The 22,593-nt window shown below is 76.2% G+C and carries 15 protein-coding genes; 10 read left to right on the top strand and 5 right to left on the bottom strand.

The window, feature by feature from the left end:
• Window positions 1-22: 22 nt before the first annotated feature.
• The 4 genes from ACI8AK_RS05740 to ACI8AK_RS05755 form a co-directional block, all read right to left on the bottom strand.
• Window positions 23-1,657 (bottom strand): FAD-dependent monooxygenase, encoded by a 1,635-nt coding sequence (locus tag ACI8AK_RS05740; RefSeq protein ID WP_456955436.1) that lies wholly within the window; start codon window positions 1,655-1,657, stop codon window positions 23-25.
• A gap of 189 nt (window positions 1,658-1,846) precedes the next feature.
• On the bottom strand, window positions 1,847-2,752 hold the full coding sequence (locus ACI8AK_RS05745) for an alpha/beta hydrolase fold domain-containing protein (RefSeq protein WP_456955438.1): 906 nt from the start codon (window positions 2,750-2,752) through the stop codon (window positions 1,847-1,849).
• 72 nt (window positions 2,753-2,824) lie between these two features.
• Window positions 2,825-3,382, bottom strand: a complete 558-nt coding sequence (locus tag ACI8AK_RS05750; RefSeq protein WP_387985033.1) for a quercetin 2,3-dioxygenase — start codon at window positions 3,380-3,382, stop codon at window positions 2,825-2,827.
• An 88-nt stretch (window positions 3,383-3,470) separates the two neighbouring features.
• Window positions 3,471-4,448 carry an alpha/beta hydrolase gene (locus tag ACI8AK_RS05755; RefSeq protein WP_456955440.1) on the bottom strand — a complete coding sequence of 326 codons (978 nt, stop codon included), beginning with the start codon at window positions 4,446-4,448 and terminating at the stop codon, window positions 3,471-3,473.
• A gap of 192 nt (window positions 4,449-4,640) precedes the next feature.
• Here ACI8AK_RS05755 and ACI8AK_RS05760 point away from each other — a divergent pair, with 192 nt between their 5' ends.
• Complete coding sequence (locus ACI8AK_RS05760) at window positions 4,641-5,828, top strand: DUF222 domain-containing protein (protein WP_456955441.1); 1,188 nt, start codon at window positions 4,641-4,643, stop codon at window positions 5,826-5,828.
• Between the two features lie 78 nt (window positions 5,829-5,906).
• On the opposite strand, the gene ACI8AK_RS05765 is transcribed toward ACI8AK_RS05760, so the two are convergent.
• Window positions 5,907-6,725 carry an IclR family transcriptional regulator gene (locus ACI8AK_RS05765; protein ID WP_387985026.1) on the bottom strand — a complete coding sequence of 273 codons (819 nt, stop codon included), beginning with the start codon at window positions 6,723-6,725 and terminating at the stop codon, window positions 5,907-5,909.
• Between the two features lie 202 nt (window positions 6,726-6,927).
• On the opposite strand from ACI8AK_RS05765, the gene ACI8AK_RS05770 reads away from it, so the two are divergent.
• The 9 genes from ACI8AK_RS05770 (at window position 6,928) to ACI8AK_RS05810 (ending at window position 22,470) form a co-directional block, all read left to right on the top strand.
• A complete protein-coding gene (locus tag ACI8AK_RS05770) occupies window positions 6,928-8,517 on the top strand; it encodes an ABC transporter substrate-binding protein (protein ID WP_456955443.1) in 1,590 nt (529 codons plus the stop codon).
• 85 nt (window positions 8,518-8,602) lie between these two features.
• Window positions 8,603-9,544, top strand: coding sequence for an ABC transporter permease (locus tag ACI8AK_RS05775; RefSeq protein ID WP_456955445.1), 942 nt, complete (start codon window positions 8,603-8,605; stop codon window positions 9,542-9,544).
• Window positions 9,541-11,550, top strand: coding sequence for a dipeptide/oligopeptide/nickel ABC transporter permease/ATP-binding protein (locus ACI8AK_RS05780; protein ID WP_456955447.1), 2,010 nt, complete (start codon window positions 9,541-9,543; stop codon window positions 11,548-11,550). The genes ACI8AK_RS05775 and ACI8AK_RS05780 overlap by 4 nt, the downstream gene beginning before the upstream one ends.
• On the top strand, window positions 11,547-12,563 hold the full coding sequence (locus ACI8AK_RS05785; RefSeq protein WP_456902019.1) for an ABC transporter ATP-binding protein: 1,017 nt from the start codon (window positions 11,547-11,549) through the stop codon (window positions 12,561-12,563). The genes ACI8AK_RS05780 and ACI8AK_RS05785 overlap by 4 nt, the downstream gene beginning before the upstream one ends.
• Window positions 12,560-15,205, top strand: coding sequence for a family 78 glycoside hydrolase catalytic domain (locus ACI8AK_RS05790; RefSeq protein ID WP_456955449.1), 2,646 nt, complete (start codon window positions 12,560-12,562; stop codon window positions 15,203-15,205). Before ACI8AK_RS05785 ends, ACI8AK_RS05790 begins: the two co-directional genes overlap by 4 nt.
• Complete coding sequence (locus ACI8AK_RS05795; protein ID WP_387985010.1) at window positions 15,202-16,143, top strand: alpha/beta hydrolase fold domain-containing protein; 942 nt, start codon at window positions 15,202-15,204, stop codon at window positions 16,141-16,143. The genes ACI8AK_RS05790 and ACI8AK_RS05795 overlap by 4 nt, the downstream gene beginning before the upstream one ends.
• Window positions 16,140-18,767 carry a family 78 glycoside hydrolase catalytic domain gene (locus ACI8AK_RS05800; protein WP_456955450.1) on the top strand — a complete coding sequence of 876 codons (2,628 nt, stop codon included), beginning with the start codon at window positions 16,140-16,142 and terminating at the stop codon, window positions 18,765-18,767. Before ACI8AK_RS05795 ends, ACI8AK_RS05800 begins: the two co-directional genes overlap by 4 nt.
• Entirely contained in the window at window positions 18,764-20,236 is a 1,473-nt protein-coding gene (locus ACI8AK_RS05805; protein WP_456955451.1) for a family 43 glycosylhydrolase, read from the top strand. The genes ACI8AK_RS05800 and ACI8AK_RS05805 overlap by 4 nt, the downstream gene beginning before the upstream one ends.
• Window positions 20,233-22,470 (top strand): glycoside hydrolase family 3 C-terminal domain-containing protein, encoded by a 2,238-nt coding sequence (locus ACI8AK_RS05810; protein ID WP_456955453.1) that lies wholly within the window; start codon window positions 20,233-20,235, stop codon window positions 22,468-22,470. The genes ACI8AK_RS05805 and ACI8AK_RS05810 overlap by 4 nt, the downstream gene beginning before the upstream one ends.
• Window positions 22,471-22,593 lie beyond the last annotated feature (123 nt).

Raw genomic sequence — 22,593 nt, forward strand, 5'->3', positions numbered from 1 at the left:
GCGGGTCTCCTCGGATCGGGGGTCAGCGGAGGGCGGAGGCGGGGACGGCGGCCCCGAGGACGCGGGCGAGCAGCGTGTCGGCGTCGAGCACCGCGTCCCCGCGCCAGGCCACGTGCTGGTCGGGGCGGATGAGGACGAGGTCGGCGCCGAGCAGGTCGCGCAGCCCCGGCACGCCGGACAGGTCGGCGTCGGTCAGCGGCACCCCGCGGGCGGCCGCGGCGCTCGCCAGCGACCCGGCGTCGGCGGCCGGGTCCAGCCGCAGCACGGTGAAGCCGTCGCCGAGGCGGTCGAACAGCGAGTCGCCGTCGCCCAGCCAGGCGTGCGGCAGCCGGGCGCCGGGGTGCGCCGAGGGGGTGAAGGTGGCCAGGGCCGGCGCGGGGACCGGCCGGCCGTCGGGGACCACGACGGGGGAGTCCGGGTAGTCGTAGCCGAGCACCAGCCCGAGGCTGTGGAACTCCGGGTCCTTCACCTGCAGCGCCTCGGCCAGCGCCGCCCGCAGCTCGACGCCGGTGGGGCCGTCGTCGTCGAGGTCGCGGCCGGTGAACGCGGGGGCGAGGAACGCCTCCTGGCTGCCGGCGGCGTCGATGGTGCGCCGCGCGACCGGGCGCCGCTCGGGTTCGTAGCTGTCGAGCAGCGCGGCCGGCGCCCAGCCCTGCAGGACGGCGGCGAGCTTCCACCCGACGTTCACGGCGTCGCCGACGCAGGTGTTGAACCCGTGCCCGCCCCACGGCGGGTTCAGGTGCGCGGCGTCGCCGACGAGGAACACGCGCTCGCCGCGGTAGCGGTCGGCCAGCAGCATCCGGGCCTGCCACGGGTCGGTGGCCAGCACCTCGACGTCGATGTCGTCCCCGACCATCGCCCGCACCAGGGCCTCCGGGTCGGCGTCCTCGGCCACCGTGTCGACGCCCTGCACGATCGCCCACCACGTGCCGTCGAGGTCGAGCCGGCCCATGAGCCCGCCGCGCTCGGTGCCGATCACCCAGTGGTGCACGCCGAGCGCGCACAGCGGCCGCTCCTCCAGCGCGCGGGAGCGGAAGGTGACGCTGAGGTTGGGCATCGCGCCGGAGGAGCCCTCGTACCGGGCGCCGATCGCGCGCCGCGAGATGCCGGCGCTGCCGTCGCAGCCGAGCAGGTACCCGGCGACGACGTCGGTGCCCGTGCCGTCCGGGCCCTCGACGGTCGCGCGGACCCCGTCCGGCCCGTCGGTGATCGCGGTGACCCGCGAGCCGACCAGCAGGGTGACCGTGGGCAGGGCCGCGGCGGCCTCGCGCAGCAGCCGCTCGACCTGCGACTGGGGCGCCTGCTGGCCGGCCTCGGCGGCGACCTGGCGGGGCTCGGTCCACAGCCCGAACGCCTCGGGGAAGCGGGTGATCTCGTGCCCGAACAGCCCGGTGCAGAAGACGACGTCCTGGGCGTAGGACACCGGGAGCGGCGCGGCGGCGCGCAGCCGGTCGGCCAGGCCCCAGCGGCGCAGGTGCTCCATCGTGCGGACGCTGGTGGTCTTGGCGCGCGGGCGCAGCGGGTCCAGCTCGGTGCGCGGCTCGACGACGAGCACCTCGACGCCACGGCGGCCCAGCTCGATCGCGGCGGCCAGCCCGCTGGGGCCGCCGCCGGCGACGAGGACCGGGACCCGGGACGGGACGTGCGCTTCGGTCACGGGGACTCCTGTCGGACTGCGGTGCCGCCCTCGGTCGCCTTTCGCGCGCGGAAGGCGGGGGAGGGGCGGGGAGATCTGGGGGCCGGGGGGCTCAGTGGCCGCGCCCGGACACGTCGAGGATGGGTGGCCGGGGTCACTCTGCCGAGGGGCGATTCCATTGACCGGCAAGCGGTCCCGGACGGTTCCGGATCACGTCCCGAGCAGCCGGGCGCGCAGGAACGCGGTCGTCCGGTCGAGCGCGTCCGCGGCCGCGTCCGGGGCGCCCAGCCACATGTGGTCCGCGCCGTCGTAGGTGTGCAGCTCGACCTCGGCCCCGGCTCTCCGCAGCGCCTCCGCCAGCCGCTCGCTCTGCACGCACGGCACGAACCGGTCGCCGGTGCCGTGCAGCAGCAGGAACGGCGGCGCGTCCGCCCGGACGTGGGTGACCGGGCTCGCCTGGGCCGCGGCGTCGGGCACGCTCGCCGGCGGGGCGCCGAGCAGCTGCGCCTCCCGGGTGCCGGCGTCGGCCGGGTCGGCGCCGGCGTCCCCGGCGAAGCCGGCGAGGTCGGCCGGCGCGTACCAGGCGGCGACCGCGACGACGGCGCTCGACGGGCCGGTCACGCCGACGTCGCCCTCCAGGTCCGCGTCGGTGACCAGGCCGAGCAGCCCGGCGAGGTGGCCGCCCGCGGACTCGCCCCACGCGGCCACCCGGTCCGGGTCGACGCCGAGCTCGTCCGCCCGCGCGCGCAGCCAGCGGACGGCGGCCTTCGCGTCGGACAGCTGCGCCGGCCAGACCGCCTCGCCGGAGAGCCGGTAGTCGGCGCTGGCCACCGCGATCCCGGCGTCCGCGACCCGCTCGAACAGTGTGCGGCCGGAGAACGCGGGACCGCCGGAGTGCCGGCTGCCCAGCCGCCACCCGCCGCCGTGCAGGAACAGCGCGACCGGGTGCGGCCCGTCGCCGGGCGGGAGGTACAGGTCGAGCTCCAGCGGCCGGACGCCGGGGAGCGCCGCGTAGGCGACCCCGGACAGGACGCGGGTGCCGTCCGGGCCCGGCGCGGGCGCGGGCAGGGGAGCGGCGTGCGCCGGCGGGGGCAGCGGCAGGGCGGGCGTGGGCACGGGGCCTCCTCGGAACGGACGCCGGGCGCGGCCCCTGGTCAGGGACCGCGCCCGGGGAGCGAGGTGCGGGACTCAGGCCTGCTCGGGCCACTCGTAGTCGCGCATGAACTGCATGTCGTGCTGCTGCGCCGCCGCCTGCATGCGCGGGAAGTCCGGGATGAACGGCGGCTGGTCCTTGGTCGGGTGGTCGGTCGGCTGGCCCATGTGCTGGAAGAACCGCTCGAAGCCGCCGGAGAGGGTGCCCATCATCCGGGCGTCCTCGACGATCTGGTACGCGTGCGCGAACCCGGCCGGCACGAAGCCGAAGTCGCCGGGGGTGAGCAGCTGCGACTGCTTGCCGCCCTCGGCGTCCTCGAAGAACAGCCGCACCTTCCCGTCGAGCACGAAGAACGTCTCGTGGGTGGCGTTGTGCGAGTGCGTGGGGATGACGTCGCCGGCGGGGGAGTCGCTGACGACGATCCCGAACTGGTTCTCGGTCTCGTCGCCGGACAGCAGCACGCTGAACAGGTCGCCGAACAGCATCGCGTGCTCGCCCTCGCCGCGCTTGAGCACGTAGGGGACCGGCTTGCCGGGCAGCACCCCCTGCCACTGCGGGCCCTTCTCCGGGTCGATCAGGTACTCGAAGCTCATCTGCACTCCCGGGTCGGGTCGACACTGACCGTCCGAGCATCGGTGACCCGGGTCACCCGACCAACGCCCGTGCCATTGACCGGCACGGTCACGCGGACACCGGGACGGCGACGGGCTGCCCGGCGACGACCTCGGCCACCAGCGCGAGCGCCCGGTCCACCGGCTCGACGTCGGCCGCGGGCGTGTTGAGGAAGCCGTGCAGCATCCCGGGGACGAGCACCTGCCGGACGTCGACGCCGGCCAGCGCGAGCGCCGCGGTGAACGCCTCGGCGGAGGCGCGCAGGTCGTCGTACTCGGAGTTCAGCAGCAGCACGGGGCAGAGCCCGTCGAGGACGGCGTTCGCCGGCATCGCGTACCCGTCCGCGCGGCTCTCCGGCCCGCCCAGGTAGTTGCGGGTGATCGACGCACGGTCCTCCGGCAGGAAGCGCAGCAGCCGGGGGACCTCGGTCATGAGCGCCGCGAGCGCGGCCGACGGCGCGGGGACGACGGCGTGCAGGGTCGTGTAGGCGAGGACCAGCGCCGCGGGGGCCCAGCCGTCGTCGTCGCGCAGCCGCAGCACGGCCCCGGTGGCCAGGTTGCCGCCGGCGCTGGCGCCACCGACGGAGAGGCGCGCGGGGTCGACGCCCAGGACCGCGGCGGAGTCGCGCACCCACCGGACGGCGGCGACGGCGTCGTCGTGCGGCACGGGGTAGGTGACCCCGCCGACGCAGAGCCGGTAGTCGACGCTCACCACGACGGCACCGGCCCGCTCGCAGACCTGCCGCGCGGTCCAGTCGGCCTCGGGCATGTCCAGGTCGCCCATCCGGAACGCGCCGCCGTGCAGCCAGACGAGGCAGGGGCGGTCGGTGCCGCTGCCGTCGGGCTCGTAGACCCGGACCGGGACGTCGCCGTGCGGACCGGGCGCGGACGCCGGCCGGGCGGCGACGGCGGGCGGCGGGGGAGCGCCCTCGATCGACAGGAACGCGTCGAGGCGGGCGCGCTGCTCCGGGTCGGCGAGACCCTGCTCGAAGGACTCGATGCCCTCCAGCAGGTGCAGGTTCGCGGCGATGATGGGGTGGATCGGCACGGGTCCTCCGGTGCTCGGCGGTGGTCCGCGTCACCCTCCTCAGCGAGGGGCCGGTCCGGCCATCCCCGTGCCATTGACCGGCAGGTCGAGGCGTCTGTGGGTCCCTGTCGACGGCTACCGGAAACCTGTGGACGAGCCGCTGGCCTGCGGATTCGCGTCGCGGACGGGTGCCTGATCGGCTAGGCTTCGTACATGTGTTCGGGTGGGCTGGGCGGCGGGGACGTGCTCGACGACGTCGCCACGCTGGTCGCCGAGCGCAACCGGATCGACGCCCGACTGGCCCGCGCGGTGCGCGCCGCGGAGCTGTCCCAGGCGCCGGAGCGGGACGGGCTGGCGTCGATGGCCTCGTGGCTGCGCGGGCACTGCCGGCTGTCGACGGCGGAGGCCTCTCGGCTGGTGCGCACCGGGCGGGCGCTGGAGCACCTGCCCGCCCTCGCCGAGGCCCACGACGCCGGACTGGCGACCTCGGAGCAGATGGCGAAGGCGGCCGAGGCGGTGACCCCGGAGCGGCTGGCCTCCGCTGTCGAGCAGGGCGTGGACCTGGCGGTGGTCGACGCGGCGTTCACCGGGGTGGCGGTCGAGCAGTCGCACGCCGACCTCGTCCAGGTGGTGCAGCACTACTGCAACGACCTCGATCCCGACGGCCCGGAGCCGGATCCGACCGAGGGGCGGTCGCTGACGCTGGCCCGGCACGCCGACGGCTCCCTCACGATCCGCGGGCACCTGGACGCGGTCGGCGGGGAGAGGCTGCAGACCGCCCTGGAGGCGCACGTGCAGGCCGACCGCCCGGCCGGCGACGGGCGCACCCGCGCCCAGCGCCTCGGCGACGCGCTGGTGCAGGTCGCCGACAACGCCCTCGCCGCCGGATCGCTGCCGCAGCTGCGCGGGCACAGGCCGCAGGTCGCCGTCGTCATCGACGTGGAGGACCTGGTCGACCCGGCCGGGCGGCCGAACGCCGGGCGGATGGGCTTCGGCGCCACCATCTCCGCCGCGAGGGCCCGCTGGCTGGCCTGCGACGGCGCCGTCTCCCGGGTGGTGTTCGGCCCCGACGGCGCACCACTGGACCTGGGCCGGGAGCAGCGGCTGATGAGCCGGCACATCCGCCGCGCCGCGGAGCTGCGCGACGGCGGGTGCGTGTTCACCGGGTGCGGCGCCCCGACGTGGTGGTGCGACGTGCACCACCTGGTCCACTGGATCGACGGTGGCGAGACGTCACTGGAGAACTCGGCGCTGCTGTGCGAGCGCCACCACACCAAGGTCCACCACGGCTTCCGCGTGGAACGACAACCCACCGGGACCTGGCGCACCTGGCGGCCCGACGGCACCGAGATCACCACCCCGGCACCCCTGGCGCCGGCGCCGCGCGCACCCGCTGCCTGAACCCACCCGCACCGGCCCGCTCGGCCGCCCGTCGCACGACCGCGGACGGTCGCGCGGGCCTGCCGGCATCGGGCGGCCTCAGCGGCCGGGGCCGAGCGGGCGCCGAGCGCCGAGGCCGCGGGAGATCGCGCGGGCGGCGGTCCGCACCGCGGGGCCGAGCACGCGGGCGTCGGCGCCCTCCTGCGGCACGACGACAGAGACCGCGGCGGCCAGCCGGTCGGCGGCGTCGAAGACCGGCGCGGCCACCGAGACGATCGGCCGGGGGACGCGGCGGCGGAAGTGGGCGAGGCCCTCCCGGCGGACCTCGGCCAGCGTCCGTCGCAGCGCCGCCTCCGACACCGGCGTGCGCTCGGGCTCGTGCACCAGCGGCCGGGCCAGGTACTCCTCCTGCACGTCGGGGTCGGCGTAGGCCAGCAGCACCAGGCCGACGCCGGTGGAGTGCAGCGGCAGCCGCCCGCCCACCTGGTACAGCACCGGGATCGCCGCGTGCGCCGAGAGCCGCTCGAGCAGCACGGCGTCCCCGCCCTCCCGGACGGCGAGCAGCACGTGCTGGCGGGTGACCTCCTCCAGGTCGCCGAGGAAGGGCATCGCCACCTGCCGCAGGCCGCGGGCGCGGGGCGCCAGGGAGGCCACCTCCCACAGCCGCAGCCCGACGGTGAACCGGCCCTCGGCGTCGCGCTCCAGCGCGCCCCAGGCGACCAGCCGGCCGGCCAGCCGGAGCGTGGAGCTGGTCGGGATGCCGCTGCGGCGGGCCAGTTCGCCCAGCGTCAGCGACGGACGCGTGGCGTCGAAGGCGGCGAGCAGGGCGAGTGCGCGGTCGACCACCGGGTCGCCCTGCGGCGGCCGCTTGCCACGGACGCGCGGCGCCGGGCCCGGTCCGTCGGTCACGTCGGCCACGGGGTCCTCGTTCACCGGGAGGACGTCCGTCCGTCACCGGTGAGGTGCGCACCACACTCGTTTTCCATTGACCGGCATTGTGCCTGACGCCACAGCGCAGTCGTCCTCATCGTCTTGGAGCAGTCGGGCGGAGCAGCCCGCACGGCCGCCGGTCGGCCGTCCAGACCCCTCGCGTCCGTCGAGGATGAGGAGCCAGGACACGATGAATCGATCCACCCTGCTGACCAGCCGGCGCACCCGGCCGACGACCGTGCGGATCGGTGCCGCGGTGCTGGCCACCGCGACCGCCGCGACGCTGGCCGCCTGCGGCGGCAACGGCGGTGGCGGTGGCGGCGGCAGCCAGAGCGCCACGGGCACCCTGACCTTCGCCTACGACGCCGATGCCGCGCCCACCGGCTACGACCCGCTGCGGTACTCGCAGGGGCAGTTCACCTTCTTCAGCGCGCTGTACGACGCGCTGTTCGTCACCACCTCCGACGGCACGGTCGAGCCGAGCCTGGTCACCGAGTTCTCCAACAACCCGGAGAACACCCAGACCACGCTCACCCTGCGCGAGGGGGTGACCTTCACCGACGGGTCGACCCTGGACGCCGAGCTGGTCAAGGCCAACCTCGACCGGCGCAGCGACCCGGACCTCGAGGCCTACGGCGCGCTGGCCCCCGGGCAGGCGTCCGAGATCACCGACGTGACGGTGCAGGACCCGCGGACCGTGGTCATCACCTGGGCACAGCCCCAGGCGACGCCGGAGAACAACCTCGTCGACACCGCGGGCATCATCGTCGGCCGCGACGGTGTCGCCGACCCGAGCACCCTCGAGACGGCACCGAACGGCTCGGGGGCCTACACCCTCGACACCGGCGAGACGACGCGCGCGAGCACCTACACCCTCGCCAAGAACGACGAGGCCTGGGGCGCCGACGAGTGGGCCTACGACTCCATCGTCTTCAACGTCATCACCGACCCGCAGGCGCTGGCGAACGCGGTCGTCTCGGGCCAGGCCGACGTCGCGACCGTCCTCGACCCGACGACGATCGACCTGGTCGAGGAGCGGCAGAGCGTCGTCAGCGTCGGCGGCACGATCGTCGGCTTCCCGGTCATCGACAAGACCGGCGCGAGCAACCCGGCCTTCGCCAGCGAGCAGGCCCGGCTGGCGATGACCTACGCCACCGACCGCGAGGCGCTCGTCAGCGACCTGCACGACGGCTCCCGGCCGACCTCCCAGCTCTTCCCCGAGGAGGCCCCCGGCTTCGACCCGGCGCTGGACGAGGAGTTCGGCTACGACCCGGACCGCGCCCGGGAGCTGCTCGCCGAGGCCGGGTTCCCGGACGGCTTCGACGTCGACCTGACCGTCCTCGGCCAGCCCGACGAGGACGCCGTCGCCATCCAGAGCCAGTGGGCCGAGGTCGGCATCCGGCTCAACTTCGTCACCGCCACCTCGACCGACCAGGTCTTCGCGGCGGTGCGGACCGACCCGGTGATCTTCGGCCCCTTCACCGTGGGCGCCCAGCCCGCGGGCTTCGTCGCCGGTGCCCTCTACGGCGGCTTCATGAACATGCAGGACGCCACCGAGCCGGAGATCGAGGGCCCGCTCGGCGCCGCCCTCGGTGCGACCGGCGACGCCCAGGAGCAGGCCCTGACCGACCTGAACCGGGCCATCACCGAGAACGGCTGGTTCGTCCCGGTGTACGAGGACTTCGTCTACGCCGGCTACAACGCCGAGTCGGTCGCCGAGCCGTCCTTCGCCGGGACCAACGCCTACCTCGTGCTCTCCGACATCGAGCCGGCGAGCTGACCGCTCCCTGATCGGCCGGTGGCCGCCGGCACGCCCGGCGGCCGCCGGCCCGGCCCCAGACCACTCCTCATCGAGGGACCCCCAGATGCTCGCCTACGTCGCCCGGCGACTCGCCCTGGCGATCGGCACCCTGCTGGCCGCGGTGCTGATCACCTTCCTGCTCGTCCACGCCAGCGACAGCACCCCCGGCGCGGTCCGGCTCGGTGCCGGTGCCACTCCGGAGGCCGTGGCCGCGGAGAACGAGGCGCTCGGCTGGAACCGCCCGCTGTACGTCCAGTTCTTCGACTACCTCGGGTCCCTGTTCCGGCTCGACCTGGGGAGCTCGCTCGTCGACGGCCGGGACGTCGCCGCCGACCTGGCCGACCGTCTGCCGGTCACCGCCTCCATCGCCTTCTTCGCCACGCTGCTGTCCGGGATCGTGGGAGTGCTGCTGGGCGTGACCGCCGCGGTGCGCGGCGGCCGTCTGGGGAAGGGGATCACCACCGGCAGCGGCGTCGCCCTGTCGCTGCCGGCGTTCTGGGTCGGGATCCTCCTCGTCTACCTCCTGTCGCTGCAGCTGGGCTGGCTGCCGGCGACCGGCTACGTCGAGTTCTCCGCGGACCCGGCCGCCTGGTTCCGGAGCCTGCTGCTGCCGGTGCTCACGCTCACCGTCGGTGGGGCGGCGATCGTCGCCCGGACCGCCAACGCCGGCATGCGCGAGGCGCTGACCCAGGAGCACGTCCGCACCCTGCGGGCGATGGGGACGCCGCCGTGGCGGATCCGGTACGTGCACGCCCTGCGCTACGCCAGCGTGCCGGTGGTCTCCACGCTCGGCATCCAGTTCATCGCGCTGTTCGGCGGCTCGGTGATCATCGAGAACCTCTTCGCGCTGCCCGGTCTCGGCCAGGCCAGCCAGGCCGCCGCGTCGTCGAGCGACTTCCCCGCGCTGGTCGGGGTGGTGGTCGTCGCCACGGCGGTGGTCGTCGTCATCAACCTGCTGCTCGACCTGCTGGTCGCGGCGCTCGACCCGAAGGTGCGTACCGCATGAGCGTGCTGCCCCTCGACGCGGCCGACGAGGTCGCCACCGAGCCGGTCCCGCCGGCCCGCCGCCGCCGCGGCCTGCCGTCCTCCCTGCGCCGCCCCGGCGGGGTCTTCGGCGCCACCTGGCTGCTCCTCGTCGTGGTCGCCTCGCTCACCGCCCCGCTGTGGCGGCCCTTCGAGCCGGGGCAGCAGGACACCGCGAACCGGCTGGCGCTGCCCTCGGCCGAGCACTGGCTGGGCACCGACCCGCTGGGGCGGGACCTGCTCTCCCGCATCTTCACCGCCGGGGCACTGCCGCTGCTCGCCTCGGCACTGATGCTGGTCGTCGCGTTCGGGATCGGCCTGCCGCTGGCCCTGGTCGCCGCCGAGCGCGGGCGCCGGGTCGAGCGGGCGATCAGCCGGGTGACCGAGGTGTTCCTCGCCCTGCCGGCGACGATCCTGCTGCTCGCCGTCATCGGGGTGATCGGCAACCGGCTGTACCCGGTCATGGCGATCATGGGCGTGCTGATCTCCGCCGCCGTCTACCGGGTGCTCCTCGGTGTGGCGCAGTCGGTGCGCCAGCGGCTGTACGTCGACGCCGCGCGCGTCAACGGCCTGGGCTCGCTGCGGGTCAACCTCGTGCACGTGCTGCCGTCCATGGCCACGGTGGTCGCCGTGCAGGCCGCGCAGCTGTTCGGCATCGGCCTGCTGATCGTCGCCGGCCTGGCGTTCCTCGGCTTCGGGCCCGGGGAGCCGGAGCCCAGCTGGGGCTTCATGATCCAGGACGCCTCGGGCTACATCTACAACGCGCCGTGGCTGATGGTCCCCACCGGCCTGGTGCTGGCGCTCACCGTCGTGGCGGCCAACGAGCTCGCCGACGCCCTCGCCGGGAGGGCCGCCGGCCCCGGCACGGCCCGCCGTCGCCGGCCGCTGCGCCGCGCCGTGGCCGCGGCCACCGCGGTGCCCGCCGCCCCGGCCGACCCGGAGGCGGTGCTCGACGTCCGCGACCTCACCGTCTCCGTCGACGACGGCCCCGACCTGGTCACCGGCGTCTCCTTCTCCCTGCGGCAGGGGCAGGTCCTCGGCCTGGTCGGCGAGTCCGGCTGCGGCAAGACGATGACCGCCCGCTCGCTCATGGGGCTGCTGCCCGACGGCGTCTCGGTCACCGGCGGCTCGATCCGCTGGCAGGGCCGGGAGCTGGCCGGGCTGTCCGAGGCCGAGCTCAACCGCGTCCGCGGCCGGGAGATCGCGATGATCTCGCAGGAGCCGATGGTCGCGCTGGACCCGGTGTTCTCCATCGCCTCCCAGCTCACCGGCCCCATCCGCCGGTTCCGCCGGGTCGACCGGAGGCAGGCGAAGCGGATCGCCGCGGAGCTGCTGCGCAACGTCGGCATCGTCGACGCCGAGCGGGTGCTCAGGAGCTACCCGCACCAGCTCTCGGGCGGCATGGCGCAGCGGGTCTGCATCGCGCTCGCGCTCACCGGCGAGCCGCGGCTGCTCATCGCCGACGAGCCGACGACGGCCCTCGACGTCACCGTGCAGGCGGAGATCCTGTCGCTGCTGCGGGCGCTGGTGCGCGACACCGGCCTGTCGGTCGTCGTCGTCAGCCACGACCTCGGCGTCGTCGCCGACATCTGCGACACCGTCGCCGTCATGTACGCCGGCGAGGTCGTCGAGTCCGGCACCGCCGCGGCCGTGCTGGACGGGCCGGCGCACCCGTACACGATGGCGCTGCTGGGGGCGAACCCGCACGTGCCCGAGGGCGAGCCGGTGCCCCAGCGGCTGGCCTCCATCGCCGGCACCGTCCCGCCGCCGGGCTCCTGGCCGACCGGCTGCCGGTTCGCCACCCGCTGCCGGTTCGCGGAGGAGGCGTGCACGGTGCCGTTCCCGGTGCTGCCCGCGCACGGTGAGGGAGCCGTCCGCTGCGTCCGCGCCGACGAGCTGTCCCGCGAGCACGCCGTGTGGCAGCCCGAGTCCGCCGGCGACGAGACGTCCGTCCAGAAGCCCGCCCCGACCGCCGGAGTCCCCGCATGACCGCCCCCGCCGGGACCGCGCCCGTCGCGGCCACCACCACGCCCGCCCTGGAGATCCGCGACCTCGTCGTCCGCTACGGCTCCGGCCGCAGGGCGCGGCAGGCCCCGCCGGCCATCGACCGGGTCAGCCTCGACATCGCCCCCGGCGAGACCGTCGGCCTGGTCGGCGAGTCCGGCTCGGGCAAGTCGACGATCGGCAAGGCGGTCCTCGGGCTGCAGCCGGCGACGTCCGGGACGATCCGGGTCAACGGCCAGGACGTCACCCGGATGTCGCTCAAGCAGCGCAGCCGCCAGGTCGCCGACCTGCGCGTGGTCTTCCAGGACCCGTACTCCTCGCTCAACCCGGCGCGCACCATCGGCCAGACGCTGGTCGAGCCGCTCCGGCTGATGGGCGTGAAGGGCGCCGAGGCGACGGCGCGGGCGCGGCAGGGGCTGGAGTCGGTGGGCCTGCCCGGCGACGCCGTCGACCGCTACCCGTCGCAGTTCTCCGGCGGCCAGCGCCAGCGCATCGCCATCGCCCGCGCGCTGGTCTGCGACCCGAAGGTCGTCGTCCTCGACGAGCCGGTCAGCGCGCTGGACCTGTCCACCCAGGCGCAGGTGCTCAACCTGCTCGCCGACCTGCGCGACCAGCACGGCCTGGCGTTCCTCTTCATCGCCCACGACCTCGGCGTCGTGCGGTTCCTCGCCCAGCGGACGGTGGTCCTCTACCGCGGGCAGGTCATGGAGACCGGGCCGGTCGAGGCGGTCAGCCAGGCGCCGCGGCACCCGTACACGGTGGCGCTGACCGCCGCCGCGCCCGTGCCGCGCCCGGCCGAGCAGGCCGCCCGCCGCGCCGCCCGCGAGGCCGCCGGGTTCGGCACCGCCGGCGCGGCGCAGCCCGCGGCCACCGGCTGCCCCTTCGTGCCGCGCTGCCCGCTGGCCAGCGATGTCTGCGTCGAGCAGCGCCCGCCGCTGCGGCTGGTCGAGGGCACGGAGGCCGCCTGCCACCACGCCGAGTCCGTCCCCGTCCTGTGACGGCCGCACCGTCGGGTCTCCGGGTCGAGCACCTCGACGAGCCGCTCGGCACCGGGACGACGTCGCCGCGGCTGTCCTGGCGGCTGCCCGGCGGCGCCCGCGTGCAGCACGCGTACCGGCTGACCACCGACGACGGCTGGGACTCCGGCTGGGTCGACGACGACCGGCACGTGCTCGTCCCGTGGCCCGGCCCGGCGCTGCGCTCCGCCCAGCGGGTCACCTGGCGGGTGCGGGTGCGCACCGACCTCGGCGAGAGCCCGGTGTCCGGGCCCGCGTGGTTCGAGACGGGCCTGCTCGAGGCGCACGACTGGCAGGTCGAGTGGATCGAGCCGGGGACCGTCCCGGCCGGCCCGGCGGGGGAGCGGGCGGCCGCCCTGCTGCGGTGGGAGTTCGCCGCCGACCGGCCCGTCGCCTCCGCCCGGCTGCACGCCACCGCGCAGGGGCTCTACGAGGCGTTCCTCGACGGCGCCCGGATCGGCGACGCCGAGCTCACCCCCGGGTACACCCAGTACGACCAGCGGCTGCAGGTGCAGACGCACGACGTCGGCCCGGTGGGCGAGGGCCGGCACGCGCTGGCCGTCGTCCTCGCCGACGGCTGGTTCCGCGGCCAGACCGGCGTCACCCGCTCCGCCGACCAGTGGGGCGACCGGACGGCGTTCCTCGCCCAGCTGCACCTGACCCACGACGACGGCACGGTCACCGTGCTCGGCACCGGCCCGGACTGGCGCAGCGCGACCGGGCACGTCCTCGCCGCCGACCTCGTCGCCGGCGAGCGCTGGGACCTGCGCGCCCTGCCCCGCGGCTGGGACGCCCCCGGCTTCGACGACGCCGGCTGGGACCCGGTCACCGTGGTGCAGCACGGTTTCGCCGGCCTCGTGGACTCGCCGGCCCCGCCGGTGCGCCGGGTGGAGGAGCTCGTGCCCGTCTCGGTCACCCGGCTGCCGGGCGGCGCCCAGGTGGTCGACCTCGGGCAGAACGTCAACGGCTGGGTGCGGCTGACCGACCTCGGCCCGGCCGGGACGACGCTCACGCTGACCCACGGCGAGTGGCTCGCCCCCGACGGCGACGTCACGGTGGCCAACCTCGAGCCCGACCTGCCGTTCCTGCCCCACCGGCTGCCCGCCGGCCAGGTCGACGTCGTCGTCTCCGCGGGCGTGCCCGGCGAGGTCTTCGAGCCGCGCCGCACCACGCACGGCTTCCGCTACGTGCGGGTCGAGGGCCACCCGCGCGACCTCACCCCCGACGACGTCCGCGGCGTCGTCGTGCACACCGACCTGCGGCGCACCGGCTGGTTCTCCTCCAGCGATGCGCGACTGGACGCCTTCCACGAGGCGGCCGTGTGGAGCTTCCGGGACAACGCCTGCGACATCCCGACCGACTGCCCGCACCGCGAGCGGCACGGCTGGACCGGCGACTGGCAGCTCTACGTCCCGACCGCGGCGTTCCTCTACGACGTCGCCGGGTTCTCCACGAAGTGGCTGCACGACGTCGTCGCCGACCAGTGGCCCGACGGGACGGTCGCCAACGTCAGCCCGTGCCCGCGCGGTGAGGGCCGGGACAGCCCGGTGTCGTTCCTCAACGGCTCGGCCGGCTGGGGCGACGCGGTCGTGGTCGTGCCGTGGGAGCTGTACCGCGCCTACGGCGACACCCGCGTGCTCGAGGAGACCTGGCCGGCGGTGGTCCGCTGGCTGGACCGCACCGAGCGCGCGGCCCGCGAGCGGCGCCACCCGGAGCGCGCCGCCCGCCGGCCCGAGCCCGCGCCGCACGAGCGGTGGCTGTGGGACACCGGCTTCCACTGGGGCGAGTGGCTGGTCCCCGGCGAGGAGGTCGGCGACTTCGGCGCGTTCGTCGCCGCGGACGAGGGCGTCGTCGCCACCGCCTGGTACGCCCACAGCGCGGAGCTGGCGGGCCGGATCGCCGCGGTGCTCGGCCGGGACGGCGACGCCGCCCGCTACGCCGGGCTCGCCGCGCGGGTGCGCGCCGCCTGGCAGGCCGAGTACCTCGACGACGACGGGCGGCTGGTCTCCGACACCCAGGCCGACCACGTGCGTGCGCTCGCCTTCGGCCTGGTGCCCGACGGGCTGCGCCCGGCCGTCGCCGAGCGGCTGGTCGAGCTGGTCCGCAAGGCCGGCACCCACCTGGGCACCGGGTTCCTCGCCACCCCGCACCTGCTGCCGGTGCTCGCCGACGCCGGGCACCTCGACGTGGCCTACGAGCTGCTGCTGCAGGACACCGAGCCCGGGTGGCTGGTCATGGTCGACCGCGGCTCGACGACGGTGTGGGAGCGGTGGGACGGCGTCGACGCCGACGGCGTCCCGCACGAGTCGCTCAACCACTACTCCAAGGGCGCGGTGATCTCGTTCCTGCACCGGTACACCGCGGGCATCGAGCCGGTGGAGCCCGCGTACCGCCGCTTCCGCGTCCGACCCCGCCCCGGCGGCGGGCTCACGCGCGCCGCGGCCGCGCACGAGTCGCCGTACGGCCGGATCGGGTCGGCCTGGCGGCTCGACGGCCACCGGTTCTCGCTGACCGTCGAGGTGCCCGCGGGCACCGAGGCCGAGGTGGTCCTGCCCGACGGGACCGCCACGACGGCCGGCCCCGGCACGCACACGTTCACCAGCACCGCAGAGGAGACGCGATGAGCACCACCGAGACGACCGAGTGGGCCGGCCCGGCCCGGTTCCTGCCACCGCCGCCGCCCGTCCGGCGCGAGGACGGCGCCCGGCACTTCTCCGGCGTCACCTACGCCGTCGCCTTCGGCTACCGGCCGCTGCAGCTCGACGTCTGGGTGCCCGACACCCCCGCGCCCGCGCCGCTGGTCGTCTGGGTGCACGGCGGCGCGTTCATGATGGGCGACCGCCGCTACCTGCCCGAGACGCTGCGCGAGAACCAGGTCTTCGACGCGCTGCTCGACGCCGGCCTCGCCGTCGCCACCATCGACTACCGGCACGCGCTGGAGGCGCCGTTCCCCGCGCTGCTGCACGACGCCAAGGCCGCCGTCCGGTACCTGCGGCGGTTCGCCGGCGAGCTGGGCGTCGACACCACCCGGATCGGCGCGTGGGGCGAGTCGGCCGGCGGGCACGTCGCGGCGCTGCTCGGCCTGACCGGGCACCGGCCCGACCTCGAGGGCACGCACGGCGTCGTCGGGGAGTCCAGCGCGGTCGACGTCGTCGTCGACTGGTACGGCGTCTCCGACCTCGCCACCATGCCGCGGCAGGCACCGCCGCCGCAGATCGCGGCGCTGCTGCCCGAGGAGCTGCGGGGACCGCCGGAGGAGCACCTGGTCGCCGGCCTCACGGACGCCACGCGCGCCGACGCCAGCCCGGTCACCCACGCGACCGCGGACGCGCCGCCGTTCCTGCTCCTGCACGGCACCGCCGACTGGCTCGTCCCCTACGCGCAGAGCGAGCGGCTGCACGCGGCGCTGCAGGCCGCCGGGGCCCGGTCGGAGCTGGTGCCGGTCGAGGGCGCCGGGCACGTCTGGCTCGGGCACGACGACGTCGACGGGATCGTCGACCGCTCCGTCCGCCACCTCGCCCACCACCTGGGCACCGCGCTGCTCGGGGACCGGGTCCGATGAGCGACGTGACCGTCACCGCCGTCACCGCCGAGCACCACCGCGAGCCGCTCGGCATCGGCGAGACCGCCCCGCGGCTGTCCTGGGTGACCCTCACCGAGCTGCCCGGCTGGCGGCAGGCCGCCTACGAGCTGGAGATCGGCGACTGGTCCTCCGGACGGGTCCCCTCCGCCGACTCGGTTCTCGTCCCGTGGGGCGCGCCCCCGCTGACCAGCCGCGAGCGACGGGTCGTCCGGGTCCGCGTCTGGGGTGAGGGCGACGCCGAGCCCTCGGCGTGGAGCGAGGAGGTCGCCGTCGAGGCCGGCCTGCTCGACCCGGCGGACTGGACGGCGGAGCTGGTCGAGCCGGTGCTGCCCGAGCCCGGCGGCACCGGCGAGCCGGTGGCACTGCTGCGCCGCGAGTTCACCCTCGGGAAGCCGGTGACGCGGGCGCGGCTGTACGCCACCGCGCGGGGGCTGTACGAGGCCGAGATCGACGGCACGACCGTCGGCGACGACGTCCTGGCGCCGGGCTGGACCAGCTACCGGCACCGGCTGCGCTACCGGACGTACGACGTCACCGCGCTGCTCGCCGAGGGCCGGCACGCGCTCGGCGTCACGCTCGCCGACGGCTGGTACCGCGGCCACCTCGGCTTCACCGGCGGCCGGCACCTCTACGGCGACCGCACCGGCGCGTTCCTCCAGCTGGAGGTCGAGCACCCGGACGGGTCGCGCACGGTCGTGACCACCGACGGCTCCTGGCGCTCGACGCTCGGCGCCGAGACCCGCGCCGACATCTACAAGGGCGAGACGGCCGACCTCCGCCGCGAGCTCCCCGGCTGGTCCGCCCCGGGCTTCGACGACGCCGGCTGGACGCCGGTCGAGGTCGGGTCCCTGGACGTCGCGACCCTGGTCGCCCCGACCGGCCCGCCGGTGCGCCGCACCCAGGTGCTGCCGGTCCGGGAGGTCACCACCTCGCCGTCGGGGAGGACGCTCGTCGACTTCGGCCAGAACCTCGTCGGCCGCATCCGGTTCGCCCTGCCCGACGCCCCGGCCGGCACGGAGGTCACCGTCCGGCACGCCGAGGTGCTCGAGCACGGCGAGCTCGGCACCCGCCCGCTGCGCGGCGCGGACGCCACCGACGTGGTCGTCCTCGACGGCCGCGGCCCGCGGACGTGGGAGCCGCGGTTCACCTTCCACGGCTTCCGCTACGCCGAGGTGACCGGCTGGCCGGGCGAGCTGCGGCCGGAGGACCTCGAGGCCGTCGTCGTGCACACCGACATGCGGCCCACCGGCACGTTCACCTGCTCCGACCCGGACGTCACCCGGCTGCACGAGAACGTCGTGTGGGGCATGCGCGGCAACTTCGTCGACCTGCCCACCGACTGCCCGCAGCGCGACGAGCGGCTGGGCTGGACCGGCGACCTCGAGGCGTTCGCGCCGACCGCGGCGTTCCTCCACGACACCGCCGGGATGCTGCGCTCCTGGCTGGCCGACCTCGCCGTCGAGCAGCTCGAGGAGCACGGCGGCGTCGTCCCGCTGTACGTGCCGTTCGTCCCGCTGCTGCCGTTCCCCGTCGGCGCCGAGGCCGGGTGGGGCGACGCCGCCGTCGTCGTCCCGTGGGTCCTGTACGAGCGGCACGGCGACGCCGGGGTGCTCGCCGACCAGTGGCCGTCGATGACCGCCTGGATCGACGCCTTCGCGGGCGCGGCCGGGGAGGAGCTCGACTTCGCCGGGGTCCCGCTCATGCTCGGCGACTGGCTCGACCCCACCGCGCCGCCGGAGAACCCGGCCGCCGCCCGCACGCCGTGGCCGCTGGTCGCCACCGCCTACCTGGCCCGCTCGGCGCGGATCGTGGCGCAGGCGGCCGAGGTGCTCGGGGAGGACGGCACCCGGTTCACCGCGCTGGCCGAGCGGGCGGCCGGGCGCTTCCGTGCCGAGTACGTCAGCCCGAACGGCCGCGTCGCCTACCCGGCGCAGACGGCGTACGCGCTCGCCATCGCCTGCGACCTGCTCACCCCGGACCAGCGGGAGCACGCCGGCCGGCTGCTCGCCCGCCAGGTGCTCGACGACGGCTTCCACATCGGCAGCGGCTTCCTCGGCACGCCGTTCGTCACCGACGCGCTCACCGAGGTGGGCGAGGTGGCGACCGCGTACGAGCTGCTGCTGCAGCGGGAGTGCCCGTCGTGGCTGTACCCGGTGACCATGGGCGCGACGACGGTGTGGGAGCGCTGGGACTCGATGCTCCCCGACGGCAGCATCAACCCCGGCGAGATGACCTCGTTCAACCACTACGCCTACGGCGCGGTCGCCGACTGGCTGCACCGCACGGTCGCGGGCCTCGCCCCGGCCGCGCCCGGCTACCGGCGGATCCGCTTCGCGCCCCGCCCCGGCCCGGGCATCACCTCGGCGGCGGCCACCCACGAGACGCCGTACGGCACCGCGGCGGTGTCCTGGACGCTGACCGGCGGGACGGCGTTCGCGCTTGAGGTCACCGTGCCGCCGAACACGACCGCCGAGGTGGTGCTGCCCGACGGCAGCGCGCCGGTGACGGTCGGCTCGGGCCGGCACACCCTCGGCTGCGCGATCGAGGAGCCGCGGCCGGTCGAGCGGCCGAAGCCGTTCTTCGACCCGTCCGCCTCCTCGTGAGCGGCCCCCGTCCCGTCGTCCCCGGCTTCCACCCCGACCCCAGCGTCGTCCGGGTCGGGGACACGTACTGGATGGTGCACTCGTCCTTCGAGTACGCCCCGGGCGTCCCGCTGTACCGCTCGGCCGACCTCGTGTCGTGGGAGCAGGCGGGCCACGTGCTGGCCCACCCGTCCCAGCTCGACGTGTCGGCCGCTCCGGGCTCCGGCGGGATCACCGCGCCGACCATCCGCTTCCACGACGGCCGGTTCTGGATGGTCACCACCAACCTCGCCGACGGCGGCTGGCAGACCCTCGTCACCGCCGAGGACCCGCTGGGGGAGTGGTCCGAGCCGGTGCGGATGCCGGAGGTGCGCGGCATCGACCCCGACCTGGCCTGGGACGACGACGGCACGCTGCTGGTCAGCCACGCCGGCTTCGGCGCCGGCGGCCCGGCCGGCCTGGTGCAGCAGGCGGTCGACCCGGCCACCGGGGCCGCGCTCACCGCGCGGCGGCGGCTGTGGCAGGGCACCGGCGGGAGGTTCCCGGAGGGGCCGCACCTGTACCGGGTCGGCGACCTCTGGTACCTGCTGATCGCCGAGGGCGGCACCGAGCGCGGGCACGCGGTGACCACCGCCCGCGGTCCCTCGCCGTCCGGGCCGTGGGAGCCCTGCCCGCACAACCCGCTGCTCACCCACCGCGGCGTCGAGTCACCGGTGCAGAACACCGGCCACGCCGACCTGGTGCAGCGGTCCGACGGGAGCTGGGCGGTCGTCTTCCACGGCGTGCGGCCCCGCGGCACCAGCCCGGAGTTCCACGTCCTCGGCCGCGAGACGTTCGCCGCCGAGGTGGAGTGGGCCGACGGCTGGCCGCGGCTGGGGGAGTGGCTGTCCCCGCCGGGCGGCGCGGTCGCCGTCGAGGAGGACCTCGGCGGCCCCGCCTGGGTCGCGCCCCGGCGGTTCCCCGGGGAGCTGCTGAGCCGGGTCGAGGGCGGCCGGCGGCTGACCGCGGCCGACCCGGACCCGGCGTCGGAGGACCTCGCCTTCGTGGGCCGGCGGCAGGAGCACCTGCACGCCCGGTTCCGCGCGGCGGTGCGGGTGGACGGCGTCGGCGGGCTGACGGTGCGGATCGACGCCCGGCACCACCTCGACGTCGAGGTCGCCGGCGACCGGGTGCGGGCGGTGGCGCAGGTCGGGCCGCTGCGCTCGGTCCTGGGCGAGGCGGCCGCGGGTCCGGAGGCGGTGCTGGAGATCCGCACCGAGCCCGCCACCGGCCACTTCTCCTCGACCACGCTCGGCCCGGACGTCGTCGTCGCGGGCGTCGTCGGGCCCGGCGGCTTCGCCGAGCTCGGCCGGCTGGACGGGCGCTACCTGTCCACCGAGGTCGCCGGCGGGATGACCGGCCGGCTGGGCGGCGTCTGGTGCGCCCGCGGCTCGCTCGTGGTGCGCTCGTTCGCGTACGCCGGCGCCGACGACCCGCAGGAGCTCCCGTGACCGACCTCGACGGCCTGCCCCTCGAGCGGAGGGCGGCCCTGCTCTCCGGTCAGGACTTCTGGTCCACCCCGCCGGTCGAGGAGGCGGGGCTGCCCTCGCTCGTCCTCACCGACGGCCCGCACGGCGTCCGCCGCCAGGAGGGCGACCTCGGCGGGCCCGGCATCACCCGCAACCTGCCGGCCACCTGCTTCCCGCCCGCGGTGGCGGTGGGCAACAGCTGGGACCCGGCGGTCGCCGAGCGGATCGGCGCGGCGATCGGCCGGGAGGCCCGGGCGCTCGGGGTGCACGTGGTGCTCGGGCCGGGCGTGAACATCAAGCGGTCCCCGCTGGGCGGGCGGAACTTCGAGTACTACTCGGAGGACCCGCTGCTGTCCGGCGTCCTCGGTGCGGCGCACGTGCGCGGGCAGCAGGCCGCCGGCGCGGGCGCCTCGGTCAAGCACTTCGCGGCCAACAACCAGGAGACCGAGCGCATGCGGATCAGCGCCGAGGTCGACGAGCGGACCCTGCGCGAGATCTACCTGCCGGCCTTCGAGCGGGTGGTCACCGAGGCGGCGCCGGCCACGGTCATGTGCGCCTACAACAAGGTCAACGGCGTCTACGCGTCGCAGAACCGGTGGCTGCTCACCGAGGTGCTGCGCGAGCAGTGGGGCTTCGACGGCGTCGTCGTCTCCGACTGGGGAGCCGTCGACGACCGCGCCGCCGCGCTCGCCGCCGGGCTGGACCTGCAGATGCCCGGTGACCGCGGCGCCGGCAACCGGCGGGTGGTCGAGGCGGTGCGGGCCGGGGAGCTCGACGAGGCGTACGTCGACGCGAGCGCCGCCCGGGTGGCCGCCCTCGCCCGGTACGCCGGCGGGCCCGCCGGGGAGGTCGACGCCGAGGCGCACTGTGCGCTGGCGCGCGAGCTGGCGGCGGAGTGCGCGGTGCTGCTGCGCAACGAGCGGGGCACCCTGCCGCTGTCCCCGGGCGCCCGCGTGGCCGTCGTCGGGGAGTTCGCCCGCACCCCGCGCTTCCAGGGCGGCGGCAGCTCGAACGTCACCGCCACGCGGGTCGAGTCCGCGCTCGACGCGATGCGGGAGCTGGCCGGCCGGGAGCTCCCGTTCGCGCCCGGCTCCGCCTCCGACGGTCCTGGCGACGACGCCGCGGCGCTCCGTGAGGAGGCCGTGGCGCTGGCCCGCGACGCCGAGGTCGCCGTGGTCTTCCTCGGCCTGGCCGACGCCGACGAGTCCGAGGGCTTCGACCGGACGACGATCGACCTCCCCGCCGCCCAGGTCGAGCTGGCCCGCGCGGTGGCCGCCGCGGCGCCGCGCACGGTCGTCGTCCTGTCCCACGGCGGGGTGGTGTCGCTGGAGGGCTGGCACGACGACGTCGACGCGGTCCTCGACGGCGCGCTGCTCGGGCAGGCCGGCGGCGGCGCGCTGGCCGACCTGCTCTACGGCGTCGCGAACCCGTCGGGCCGGCTGGCCGAGACCGTCCCGCTGCGGCTGGAGGACTCCCCGAGCTCCCTCTCCTTCCCCGGCGAGCAGGGGCGGGTCGTCTACGGCGAGGGCGTGCTGGTCGGCTACCGCGGGCTGGTCACGCAGGGCCGGGCGGTGCGGTACCCGTTCGGGCACGGGCTCTCGTACACGGCGTTCGCGACGTCGGACCTGCGGGTCGAGCTCACCGGCGCCGACACCGCCACCGTCTCGGTGACCGTGACCAACACCGGCGACCGGGCCGGCGGGCACGTCGTCCAGGTGTACGTGTCGACGACGGCCGGGCCGGTGCGCCGCCCGCTGCGGGAGCTGCGGGCGTTCACCAAGGTGGCGCTCGGGCCGGGGGAGAGCCGCGAGGTGGTGCTGGAGCTCGGCCGGCGGGCGTTCGCCTACTGGGACGTCGTCGAGTCCGGCTGGGTGGTGGCGCCGGGGGAGTACGCGGTGCAGGTCTGCGACGACGCGGAGACCGTGCTCGCCGCGGAGACCGTGACCCTGGCCGGGGACGACCTGGTGCGGGTGCTGACGATGGACTCCTCGGTCGCCGAGTGGTTCACCCACCCGGCCGCCGGCCCGGCGCTGGTGGAGGCGCTCACCGCGACCATGCCCGCCGACGCCGCCTCCCCCGCCGATCAGGCGGTGATGTTGCAGATGATCGGCTCGATGCCGATGCGCCGGTTCGCCACCGACTTCGGCGCCGCCCTGCCGCGGGACCTGCTCGACCGGCTGATGGCCGAGACCGCCGCCGCCCGCTCCGCCCGCTGAACGCCGGGGGGGGGGGGGGGGGGGGGGGGGGGGGGGGGGGGGGGGGGGGGGGGGGGGGGGGGGGGGGGGGGGGGGGGGGGGGGGGGGGGGGGGGGGGGGGGGGGGGGGGGGGGGGGGGGGGGG

The organism is Geodermatophilus sp. SYSU D00867 (assembly GCF_054050315.1).